This is a genomic window from Lysinibacillus sp. UBA6686, from assembly GCF_002455205.1.
GTDB lineage: Bacteria > Bacillota > Bacilli > Bacillales_A > Planococcaceae > Lysinibacillus > Lysinibacillus pakistanensis.
This window is the reverse complement of record NZ_DKJS01000041.1, coordinates 19,457-30,638: the sequence shown is the minus strand read 5'-3', so window position 1 is coordinate 30,638 and position 11,182 is coordinate 19,457. Positions and strand designations below refer to the sequence as shown.

The window sequence follows — 11,182 nt, the reverse complement described above, 5'->3', positions numbered from 1 at the left end:
CTGAGCAAGTTCTTGCCATACCTGAGCAATTCTTGGGCCACCTGAGCAAGTTCTTGCACTACCCGAGTAGTTCCTGGGGACACCTGAGCAAGTTCTTACGCTGCCAGAAAAATTCCCGGGAACACCTGAGCAAGTTTTCCCCATGTCCGAGCAGTTTGCGGGGGTGACTGAGCAATTTTTCAAACTCCCTGAGCAATTCCTTGGCCCCTCAATTAACTTATTGCATAATCAAACTATTATCAGAAAAAGCTATCCCGATTTATGTTAATGAATCGAGATAGCTTCTAAATTTTATTGCCAATGGCGAATGGGTACTCTTTCAAGCTCATAACGCTTGATAATCACACTTATCTTCTGATACCATTTTTCACATAGCTCCAAGGACTCTAGGTACTCGTCCTCCTCCCTAGAAATGGGCTCCTCTTCATCTAAAAAAACAAATTCTAAAATAGGGTCTGATAAATTATCAGCTACAATTTTCAAAGCTAATTGAGAGACAGTATTATACGCAGGATCATCTTCATCAATCTCCTCTACTTCAACATCCTGCTCATCCTCTAATAAAGAACCACTGATTAAATGATTACTTGTTCTTGCAATAAATATTTCATCCTCCACTATTGCTACTTCATATATTTTATCAAAGTGGATGACCTTTTTTATCAATTCCTCCTCTAAATCTTCCCTACTTGCGAAATAAAGTGTATTCGTTGGTTCGTCTAACAATAAAGCACTTAAGCTATCCTCTGAAAGGATACACTGTGTATGGGGAATTGCCAGCACCTCTCGCTCACTTGCCTCTCTCATATCTTCTAACCATTTTAAATAACTATTACGCTCTTTCAAGTAGTGTATACTTCCGACAATTATTAGAACTGAGCCTATAAGAAAATACAGCCTATTAAATAGAATTGATTCAACTGCATTTGCTAGTAATAAATAGATAATTCCTAGAAAAAAGACAAAAAAGGTTTTCACCTATATCCCACCCTCAAGAAGAAAATGATAGAACAATTACAACCATATATAGTAGAAATTCTATTCTATTCATGACCTTTTCATTCTTAAATATCAAGGGTATTTTAAGATAGAAGTAATAAAAATAGCCAACCTAAAAAAGATGATGGCTGCGCAATACAGACATCATCTTCTTATAAAGTTGCCTAAAATTTTTTAAATTACTTCATTAACTCTTCCTTGCTTCCGACATCATCTAGGCTCTTATCTTGTTCTATCCTGTGCATTTCAAGTACATGCTGTGTAGGAGGAATAAGTAAGCTCACTACAACAATGGTGATGCCTGTAATCACAACACCTGAGAAAACAGGAGCCTGCCATAACTCATTCAATAAGCCTAAGAAACCTTCAGATTGGATATTGAGGCTCGGGACATGTGTCAATGATGTAACGATATAGTATACCAGCCCTACTGAAATACTTGCCCAAACTGCTGGCGTACTTACTCGCTTCCAGAATGGTCCTAAAACTATTGGCCAAAAAATTGTTACGAATATAATGTCCCACGCTAAATACGCTAAATCGATTACTTTTTGGAAGCTCAATGCGAGCACTAAGCCTAGTAAAGCACTTGCAAGAATAATAGCACGGGAAAATCTTAATAGCTTTTTAGGATCGGGGTTACGGTTAATAAAATCTAAATAAATATTTTTTGTTACAATTCCAGAAGTGGCAACATAGCATGCAGCTACCGTTGACATCCCCATAGCAGCCATTGCCGTTAGGAAAATTGCTGCTAATAATGGAGGGAAATACCCTTGTGCAAATGTAAGCATTAATGTTTCTGGATTTGAACTATCAGGATAAATGGTCTTGAATGCCTCTCCTAACATTCCTGGAATCCAACTAATTGCAATAATAATGGACCCTGCAATAATCATACTACGCTGTGCTACTTTCGGGCTTTTGGCAGCAGCTACCCTTTGCCCTAAATCCACTGCTGGAATGTCGCCAAGTGCTAGCACAAGATAAAGGGTCCAAAACTCTGCCCCAGCCTTTTCGAATAATGTACTGATATTCCACCATTCAGGATTGAATGTAACATCTGGATAATAGAACAAAATGAAAATCGTAATTCCTAAGATTCCTGCTACTGCAAGAGCACCCTGTACAATTTCCGTATAGGCAACTGCCCATAGCCCACCAATCACTGAATAAAGAGCCGTTAGGGATACAAATAGTAATGCAGCAGGCACAAAATCAATTTGTAAAAGCTGCTGAATAATATATGTTCCACCCACAGTTAGTGCAGCCGCATTAAAGACCCCAAAGGCTATTGCCATCACGACTCCTGTATATGCACCTAGCTTCTTACTTCCATATCGTAGTCCATAGTAATCTGCTAATGTCCAACCCTTCAATCTTCGTAGTGGCTTTGTCCAGATAAGTGCCCCAAGAATCATACAGGTGCCTAAGCCGCCCATTGTTGCTGAGCCTTCAAAACCTCCACTTGTATAGCCTGAACCAACAGCAGCAAAAAAGAAGGGTGCTGCTAATAAGGCGGCAACTAAGCTTCCTGTTACGACAGATAACGGCATGCTCCATCCAGCAACAATTAAATCCTCGGCAGTATTTACACGCTTATAGCCTTTATAGCCAATATAATAAATAAAAATTAAGTATAAGCTAAAGATGATTATATTTAACATAAGTATGGCTCCTTAGTTTTTCGCTTTATCCGTTCATAACAACCCCACCATTAGGCGTTAAAAGCTGTCCTGTATAGAAATTAGCATTTTCTGAGGCTAAAAATAATACACTCTTTGCAATTTCCTCCGGTTGTGCTAATCGTTTTAAAGGATATTTAGCAGACTCCTCCTCTACGTAGTTGTCACCAAATTCCTTAAGAATATCAGTAAATGTGCCACTAGGAGCTACTGCATTGACTAAAATAGAAGGAGCTAATTCTCTTGCTAAAGCTTTTGTAAAGGCGTTAATTCCACCTTTTGCAGCCGAATAATGCGTAAACTCTTCACAGCCTAAACTACCAATATCAGAAGAGATATTAATAATTTTTCCACTGTTTTGTTCCTTCATTCTTTTTGCTGCTTCACGACAATTATAGAAGCAGCCATATAAATGTACCTTAATCATTTTATCCCATTGCTCGTCAGTCAAATCTGTAATGCTTGAAGCCTGAGCAAATCCGGCGTTATTGACAAGAATATCAATTGCGCCTAAATGTGTATCCATATATTGATACATGTCTTGCACTTGCTGAGAATTCGATACATCCGCATTAAATTTAATTGCCTGAACACCAAACTTTTCTGCTTGTGCACGAACTTCTTCTGCTTCCCTGTCATCCCCAATATAGTTTATTAAGAGATTAGCACCGTGTTCCGCAAAGCCTAATGCGATAGCTCTGCCAATGCCTTTACTTGAACCAGTTACAAGAACATTTTTTCCTTTAAAATTAATTTCCATAATGATCATTCTCCAATTTGAATTTCGATACGAGTGCCTGCAATTCTTCTGCTGTTTTTCCTAACGAAGAAGATGCCTCTTTTACTTCCTGCATTGCTGTCAATTGGTCTTGTGTTGCTGTTGAAACATTTGATGAGAATTCCGAAGACTGCTCTGCTGATTGTTTAATGTTATTTACAGATGCAGCGACTTCCTCAGATGAAGCAGATATTTGCTGAGATGCAGCCGAAATTTCACGAATTTGGCTTGCTACCTCCTCAGACGAAGTGAGAATTTCCTTAAAGATTTCTCCTACCTCATTGGTAAATTCCATCCCAGCCTTTACATCCTCTTTCCCCTTCTCCATAACCGTAATAGAAGCGTTTGAATCAGCTTGAATTGTACTAATCAAATTGTAAATTTCAGTAGCAGATTGTGATGATTGCTCAGCTAAACTTCTTACCTCATCAGCCACCACCGCAAAGCCCTTTCCGTGCTCTCCAGCTCTTGCTGCCTCAATAGCGGCATTCAATGCTAATAAATTTGTTTGATCGGCGATAGCTGTAATAAGGCTAACAATATCGCTAATTTTTTTCGTATTAGAATGTAATCCATTGATGGTTGTGCCTATTTGTTCCACAGAGCCATTAATTAGCTCCATCTGTGTAATTACTTGCTGAACAACTTGATTCCCACGTTCGGAAGCTTGGGATGCAGCAATAGATGATTCAGCTGCTGTATTAGCAGAGTCTGCAATTTGCTGAATGCCTGTCGCTGTTTCTTCCATTGCAGCTGCTGTTTCTTCTGTCATCACCATAGAAGCCTCAGCATTTTGTGTAATTTGTCTCATATCCTGAGCAATATTTGTAGAACTGTTATATGTCTCCCCTGCATGCACAGTAAGCTGATTAGCTGCAGAAGATACATTGTTTGATGTATTTCTTATGTTTAAAATGATATGTTGCAAATTGGACACCATCTTATGTATAGATTCAGATAAATTTCCAATTTCATCCTTCGTAATTTCTAAATCAACATTCATCAATTCACCATTTGCCACCTGATTGGCTACATTTACTACCTTCTTTAATGGCTTTAATAAACGATCAATAATTATGTAAACTAAAATTAATAAAATGACAATACCAATAACAGCAATCACAATCTGTTTAGTAACACTTTTTTTAATAATGGTGTTAATGTAATCCGCAGAATAATCAATACCCAATAATGCTATTAGCTGCCCGTTATCATCCTTAATAGGACTAAAAACCGTTCTCCATGAACCATACGGATCCTGGAAAATATCAGTTACCTCTGTACTGTTATTTTTAATAGCCAATTTAGCTGTTTCTACATGCTCATCTGCTAAATCCTTAAAAATTTCACCTGCTTCATACACATCATTTAAATTGGTCGTATAACCTATAGGATTGACGCCACCCTCATCCTTGACATCCCATATGTAGCTCCAGCTCATAATTCCTTGTTCCTCTTGGATCTTATCAAGCTGCTTTTGAACTTTTGTAAATTTAGCGTTGGTTTCCCCTTTTTCGGTCAATAAAGCTTTAATTTCATCACTATCAAGATTCATGGCTGTTAATAACCCAACACTTTTTAACTCTTGCTCTAAATCTACAGTCATTCGATTGTTTAATTCTCTAATACTTTGTGTAGTAATCACTGTTATTAGAAGTAAAACAATAATGCTAACTGTTAGTAAAAGTTTGTTTTTTAATGAAGCATTTTTTAAGAACTTCATTACTACTTCCCCCTTATCGAATTTTTTATAAAAAATAACCTATTTCAAAAAAGAAATAGGCAACAAAGAATATAACTAGCATTATATGTACTTAACTAGCAATCTTTTGCAACCCAGCCATCATAGCATTTATTGCCTTAGACCTGTAGCTTTGCGTCCCTACTTTTCAGTAGATTTGCCTATCTTTTTCCTCCTCAAATTAACACAATGGGTAAAAGTAGTCAATGGAACCATTTTAAATTACGCATTTCTTAATACTTTTTTACCATCAATTAACAAACAATAGAATGATTAGAATAACATACGAACACATAAAAAGAGCAGCTACAAGTATTTAAAATTGTAGCTACTCCTATATTTTTATATTCACTTACCCCTAAGTGTTTATTCCTATTAAAGTAAACTATACGTTGTGTGTCATAAGTAAGACTGTTGGTATAAAAGATAAAACAAACATACATAAATACCATACTGATGTACGACGTAATGAAAAACGAACCTGTTTTTTCTCTGCATAAAAGATGTCTAATATAATTGCAACAATGAGTGGCGTACTAACACATGCAATAGCAACTAATAAGATGTCAAAATAAACCATAAAAGCACCCCTCTGTTCGTAAACATTTATTTTCCCCGTTTGTGACAACTTTGTGTCATCTAAAGTGTACACAATTCCGTCACATTTTGTCAACTAAATTTTAAAAAGAAAATCGTGATTTTCATAGTATATTTGCAACATTTTAGAGCTATTTACGTAAGATTACCTATTAAAAGAGCAGCTACAAAATAATAGCTGCTCTTTTAAATATCCATTTATTCTCTATATTTATTTGTCAATCCTCTTAAAAAATTTCTCACGAATCGATCGCCACATTCCTTATAGTTGCGATGACTTGGATTTCTTAAAATGGCACCTAATTCACCTTTCGAAACATTAACACCGCCATCATATAAAATATCCAACATATCCTCACTTGTTAATGCTAAAGCAATTTTTACTTTCTTTAATAGCATATTATTAGGACTTTCTTTTCCTGAAATCAGTTGTGCTCCCTCAGCTTGTCCAGGCTTAGATGGCTGTGGTCCTCGCTTAAATGTGATGAGCCCATTTAAGAAAGCCTCAAGCATTTTATTATTACATTTGATGTATTCTTCTGGTGCTTCTTCCTCATCATTAACTTTAATAAGCATGTTCAAAACTTCATCTTTTGTAAAATCCATGCCGCCTAGCTTAAAAATTTTAACCATATCTGTATTTTTGATATCTAATGCATATCTTAAACGAATTAAAATATCATTATTCGTCATTTAAAAACCTCCATTTACTTAGAAAAAACATTTAATTAAGTTTCACTTTATTATAGCAGAGACATTCACATTTTTAGCTACCTTTCCACAAAGTTACTTTACAATAGTAATTAGAATATGCATTTTCCTAAGTTAAATGTATGAATCGCTCACTCTCGACCATTCTAATCACAAGGAGGTGAGCAAAATGGCTATTCGTAGTTCCAATAAACTTCAAGTACCTGGTGTACAAGAAGCTGTTGATCAATTAAAGTATGAAATTGCACAAGAATTTAATGTACAGTTAGGGCCTGAAGCCTCTTCTCGCGCAAACGGCTCAGTCGGAGGCGAAATAACAAAACGCCTCGTGGAAATGGCTGAAAAACGTTCAAAAGGTTTATTATAATAACATAAAAAAGAACGAATCCCTTTTGATTGGAATTCGTTCTTTCGTATTTTATTATCAATTAATTTTTTCTTCGCCTTAAGTTTTTTTGAATAAGTTCATTATAGTTTACTCTTCTTGAGGGTAACATCTATTATTGGATTTTATGAAATAGCAATGGATTAATCGTTAACTCGGTAATTCAATAAAATTTTGAGCAAATTGATAGATTAAATGAGCAGGTACAGCTAAGTTAAGATTCTGACCATCATTAAAGCCTGCTGTAATCAACCCTACTAGTCTTCCTTGCATATCCAGTAAAGCGCCCCCTGAACTTCCGTTTGAAATGGCCGCCGTAAATTGAATCATAGACATACCTCGAATATCCCGAAACCCAGAAACAATACCATCAGAAACGGAATTAAATAATCCTAGAGGACTGCCAATAGCAACGATCTTCTGTCCTCGAACTAATGGACCTTCAACTTTAACAGGTAAAGGCTTGCTTACTCTATCTACCTTCAGAATGGCTAAATCATGCACATCATGATATTTTACAAACTGATGTGTTATATATTCGTTCTTATCGTTCTCATATAGTACAGAATAATATTCCCCACCACTCACAACATGCAGGTTTGTTAAAATATACCCATCTTGATGAAGAACGACACCAGAACCAAAGCACAACACCTCATGATCCGCTCCAAACGTTTTAATCATTACAACAGATGTGGCTAAAGAAGCTAACTGCTCATAGCTACACTCTTCCGCCGTTTTATTCTGAACCGGAAGTGTTATTGTTTGTTGAGATGGTATACTCTTTTTAGGTTGAGGCTTTGGTATTACCACTTCCTTTTCATAGAAGCCACAACACTTATATAAAGTAGATGATGCTGCTATGATTGGAAGCAAATTTGGAATGTCTTCTTTAGGATTCATGTAACAGATATCACAGCCAAGTGTCGATAAGAAATATAAGAATAATAATTCATGCTGTGTAATGCTACCAACAAAAACAATTTTCTGCACTGTTTGGTTATCTTCAGAAAAAATTTGAGGCAAATAATAATCCATCCAGTATAAAAATTTTACTACAAAATTTTTTAATAAAGTTTCATTGGCGTTTGGCTGATTTTCTTTATACATTTGGATAATTTCTTTAAAGCTAATTTTTTTTGTCCATTCAAGATGATCCTTCTGTAATTTACCACATAAAGGTGTCTCGTAAAGTAACGCAGGGTTATTAACCACGACTTGCCAATTCCCCCAAAGCTCTGAAAATTTATCTACATCTTTTTTATTGGTGATGACCTCAAGCTTATGTAATCGTAAATAAAGCACACTTTGCTTTTTAGCATAAAAATACTCATCCATTTTTAAAATATCTTCCCTATAAAGATCGACTGAATCAGATATACCGATATATCGTATAAAAACAACTTCCTTTGTAAGGGAGTTACTGTAATGAATGTTTTCCATAAACTCCTGAAGAGGATTGGCTGGCTTTTTATATTTAATTTTTAAAGGTCTAGTTGTCACAATCATATCCTTCCATCTCCTATAGCACGTATATTTAGCACTTATATACAATTCGCTTATACTCCTCTAAATCCTTTATTCAATTACATGAAAAAGAACGAATTCCTCCCAGAATTCGTTCTTGCTTAACTTCCCTTTGGCCTGTTTTCTTGTGGAAGTGACATATCTCCATTTGTTGATTAAAACATTTAAGGATAACTTCCTCTTTCGTATTTTTGCGGCACCTTAAACAGCTCTAGCTTCTTCCGTTTCAACACCACGATTTAAAGAAAAAAGGATTTTTTCTGCATCCTTTTTTAATTTTACAAGTTGCTCTGCTTCTTGAACTAGTTTTTCCATTGTATTTAACTCTTCATCGCTAATTCCAACTAACTCTTCAAACATTTCAACAGACTCTCGCGAAATAAAAGAAATATCCTTCATAGCTGCCACAATTTGAAGTGAGCTTGAAGATAATTCTTCTGTACTTGCTGATGAATTCGCATTATTTTCAGCAATAATTTTTGTTGTATCTACAATTTTTTCGAACATTTCTCCTATTTCAAGAATTTTCGTATTTGTTTGTTCAAATTCTTCTGTTCCTTGCTTCATCGAGATTACGACTTTGTTCGTCTCATCTTGAATATTTTTGACAATATTTGAAACTTCATCAGCTGACTGACGCGATTGTTCTGCTAATTTGCGAACTTCATCAGCAACTACAGCAAAACCTTTACCATGTTCACCTGCACGTGCTGCTTCGATAGCTGCATTCAATGCTAATAGATTGATTTGCTCGGAAATTCCTGTAATTACTTTTACAATGTTTCCAATCTCGTATGATTTTTCTCCAAGTGTATTGATTGCATCAAATGTCGTATTAATCGTTTGATTAAATTGCTCCATTTTCACCAGTGAATCTTTTAACTTAACGTTACCCTCTTGCGTTAATTCTAACGTCGTATTCGATTGTTCTGAAATTTGGTTTGATCTTATAGACAGTTCTTCAATAGCTACTGTAATGTCTTCGATAGAAGTAGAGCTCTCTTCGGTAGCAACTAGTTGCTTTTTTAATCCTTTACCGACTTCGTCAATAGCGGCCCTTACAGTATCAGCCTTTTCAGTTGCGTATTCCCCATGTTCAAAAAGAGTTTCACCTTTTTCATTGATCTTTTTTGCGAATTTAAAAAATTGTTCACCTATTTGACCTGTTGATAAATCGTTTAGTCCATTTTGTCCCTCATTATTTAACTGGGCATGACGTTTAAGTGAAAAATAGAGGTAAGCAAAATACAAAGATGTACATATTAAAACTACAATAATCCCTAGCATAATGGCTTCCATGAAAATATCTCCTATTCTACTAACGTATTAGTGATGAAATTTTATAGTTCTTTTACAATGATGTAAATTCCATCTGCTACAGTTGATGGAATACTGCTTAGATGTTCGTTGCTTTCATATTTATGAACAATAAAGTTTCCTTCTATGTCTACATATTTTGTCAGGTCATGATACTTCTCCATTAAACGCAATGACTTTGGATTTGTCGCTTCAGCTAATACTAATTTTAAGCCTTCTTCTTTTGCTCTTTTTACTAATATATCGCCTAAGCCTTGTACAATATCATGACGATTATGTTCAGCAATTACACCTAATAAAAATAAATGTAGTACCTCTCCGTCTTCCATATCTTTTCCATGACGTTTTTTATAATCTTTTAAGAAACGTTCATCAATATCCTCTAAAACATGCATGACTATGTTCATATTAGAAAATGTACCTTCAAAAATATCCTCTTCCATAATTTCAAGGACATTCGTATCTCCAACTAGTGCGCCTACGACTTTTTGCTCTTTATCTAGTGCAATAGCACAATATCCTTGATGAACATTTGCTTCAATATATTCCTTTGTAAATTGATAGAAATCTTCGTATGGGAGTTGTAAGGCGTACCCGATAATCGGCTCTTGCACCCATTTACCAGCAACTTCTACTCCAATAAATGTTTTTGCTAAACATTCTGCTGCCTGTTCAATTAAATCTGTTTGGTCCTTTGTAAGGATTTCATATGTATATAATTCTTGAACTGTTTGCATCCTAAATTCCTCTTTTCAAAATATGACTATAGCTAATTAAAGACTAACGACTTGGTAATTGTGAAACATTGTCAACCACTGTTCCTGGGAAGTTAACTCTCTCTAAAGCATTTCGTACTTGAACATATCCTATTTTAGAGGCTGGGCTAACAATAAATAATTCTTTGAAACCTAGTGATGCGTAAAACATTAGTGTTTCTCCTAGCTCTGTTGAAACCTTTGAAGGAAGCGGTGATTGATAAGTTGCATCAAAAACTAATGTATATGTATTTTTCTGAACTCTAGCCACTGTCTCCTCCAAATCCTTAACATATTGCTCTACAAGAGCGGCTTTAATAAACCCTATTATTTGAACGTGTACTTCTTTTTTTGCCTCATAAATTGCCATTTTATATTTTTCATTATCAACGACTATCATCTCAAATCTCCTTTTTATTCTTTATTTGATATTGTTAGTATTATTTTATAAATATAAACATTTCATTACATCTATCACTATGATTGATTGTCGTTTGTTCTTTTATTTTTTCAACAAAAAAACTATCCTTGAACAGAATTAGGATAGCCAAAAAACACTTATTATTTTGGCAACCCGACTATCATTATCCAAGGGGATTTTAGACTCGTAGCTTTGCGTCCTTACCTTTCGATAAGTTTGCCTTTTTCTATTTTATAAAAATAATACTAACATCACATTGATATATT

General features: G+C 35.2%; 11 protein-coding genes and 2 riboswitches. Of the genes, 1 reads left to right on the top strand and 10 read right to left on the bottom strand.

From position 1 onward, the window contains the following. Positions 1-291 precede the first annotated feature (291 nt). The 6 genes from B2R82_RS10335 to B2R82_RS10310 form a co-directional block, all read right to left on the bottom strand. Complete coding sequence (locus B2R82_RS10335) at positions 292-978, bottom strand: hypothetical protein (RefSeq protein WP_286924769.1); 687 nt, start codon at positions 976-978, stop codon at positions 292-294. Positions 979-1,178: 200 nt separating this feature from the next. After that, positions 1,179-2,666 (bottom strand): sodium:solute symporter family protein, encoded by a 1,488-nt coding sequence (locus B2R82_RS10330; RefSeq protein WP_286924768.1) that lies wholly within the window; start codon positions 2,664-2,666, stop codon positions 1,179-1,181. A gap of 25 nt (positions 2,667-2,691) precedes the next feature. Then, complete coding sequence (locus B2R82_RS10325; protein ID WP_286924767.1) at positions 2,692-3,444, bottom strand: SDR family NAD(P)-dependent oxidoreductase; 753 nt, start codon at positions 3,442-3,444, stop codon at positions 2,692-2,694. Next, entirely contained in the window at positions 3,434-5,185 is a 1,752-nt protein-coding gene (locus B2R82_RS10320) for a methyl-accepting chemotaxis protein (protein WP_286924766.1), read from the bottom strand. The genes B2R82_RS10325 and B2R82_RS10320 overlap by 11 nt, the downstream gene beginning before the upstream one ends. 104 nt (positions 5,186-5,289) lie before the next feature. Beyond that, positions 5,290-5,375: riboswitch (cyclic di-GMP riboswitch) on the bottom strand. Between the two features lie 213 nt (positions 5,376-5,588). Further along, positions 5,589-5,783: a hypothetical protein gene (locus B2R82_RS10315; RefSeq protein ID WP_286924765.1), complete on the bottom strand. Its 195-nt coding sequence runs from the start codon at positions 5,781-5,783 to the stop codon at positions 5,589-5,591. Positions 5,784-5,998: 215 nt separating this feature from the next. After that, complete coding sequence (locus B2R82_RS10310) at positions 5,999-6,493, bottom strand: DUF1456 family protein (protein WP_054772112.1); 495 nt, start codon at positions 6,491-6,493, stop codon at positions 5,999-6,001. A gap of 187 nt (positions 6,494-6,680) precedes the next feature. Here B2R82_RS10310 and B2R82_RS10305 point away from each other — a divergent pair, with 187 nt between their 5' ends. Next, positions 6,681-6,878 (top strand): alpha/beta-type small acid-soluble spore protein, encoded by a 198-nt coding sequence (locus tag B2R82_RS10305; protein WP_054772111.1) that lies wholly within the window; start codon positions 6,681-6,683, stop codon positions 6,876-6,878. Between the two features lie 168 nt (positions 6,879-7,046). Here B2R82_RS10305 and B2R82_RS10300 read toward each other — a convergent pair whose 3' ends face one another. The 4 genes from B2R82_RS10300 to B2R82_RS10285 form a co-directional block, all read right to left on the bottom strand. Further along, complete coding sequence (locus B2R82_RS10300) at positions 7,047-8,405, bottom strand: serine protease (protein WP_286924764.1); 1,359 nt, start codon at positions 8,403-8,405, stop codon at positions 7,047-7,049. 219 nt (positions 8,406-8,624) lie between these two features. Beyond that, a complete protein-coding gene (locus B2R82_RS10295) occupies positions 8,625-9,722 on the bottom strand; it encodes a methyl-accepting chemotaxis protein (protein ID WP_286924763.1) in 1,098 nt (365 codons plus the stop codon). 41 nt (positions 9,723-9,763) lie between these two features. After that, complete coding sequence (locus B2R82_RS10290; protein WP_286924762.1) at positions 9,764-10,477, bottom strand: hypothetical protein; 714 nt, start codon at positions 10,475-10,477, stop codon at positions 9,764-9,766. Between the two features lie 43 nt (positions 10,478-10,520). After that, positions 10,521-10,895, bottom strand: a complete 375-nt coding sequence (locus tag B2R82_RS10285) for a hypothetical protein (protein WP_286924761.1) — start codon at positions 10,893-10,895, stop codon at positions 10,521-10,523. A 165-nt stretch (positions 10,896-11,060) separates the two neighbouring features. Beyond that, a riboswitch (cyclic di-GMP riboswitch) is annotated at positions 11,061-11,147 on the bottom strand. Positions 11,148-11,182: the final 35 nt, after the last annotated feature.

What these genes read in the sequence shown, in the direction of transcription:
- B2R82_RS10330 (WP_286924768.1), bottom strand. Translation starts at nt 2,666, where the DNA reads ATGTTAAATATAATCATCTTTAGCTTATACTTAATTTTTATTTATTAT.
- B2R82_RS10325 (WP_286924767.1), bottom strand. Translation starts at nt 3,444, where the DNA reads ATGGAAATTAATTTTAAAGGAAAAAATGTTCTTGTAACTGGTTCAAGT.
- B2R82_RS10320 (WP_286924766.1), bottom strand. Translation starts at nt 5,185, where the DNA reads ATGAAGTTCTTAAAAAATGCTTCATTAAAAAACAAACTTTTACTAACA.
- B2R82_RS10315 (WP_286924765.1), bottom strand. Translation starts at nt 5,783, where the DNA reads ATGGTTTATTTTGACATCTTATTAGTTGCTATTGCATGTGTTAGTACG.
- B2R82_RS10310 (WP_054772112.1), bottom strand. Translation starts at nt 6,493, where the DNA reads ATGACGAATAATGATATTTTAATTCGTTTAAGATATGCATTAGATATC.
- B2R82_RS10305 (WP_054772111.1), top strand. Translation starts at nt 6,681, where the DNA reads ATGGCTATTCGTAGTTCCAATAAACTTCAAGTACCTGGTGTACAAGAA.
- B2R82_RS10300 (WP_286924764.1), bottom strand. Translation starts at nt 8,405, where the DNA reads ATGATTGTGACAACTAGACCTTTAAAAATTAAATATAAAAAGCCAGCC.
- B2R82_RS10295 (WP_286924763.1), bottom strand. Translation starts at nt 9,722, where the DNA reads ATGGAAGCCATTATGCTAGGGATTATTGTAGTTTTAATATGTACATCT.
- B2R82_RS10290 (WP_286924762.1), bottom strand. Translation starts at nt 10,477, where the DNA reads ATGCAAACAGTTCAAGAATTATATACATATGAAATCCTTACAAAGGAC.
- B2R82_RS10285 (WP_286924761.1), bottom strand. Translation starts at nt 10,895, where the DNA reads ATGATAGTCGTTGATAATGAAAAATATAAAATGGCAATTTATGAGGCA.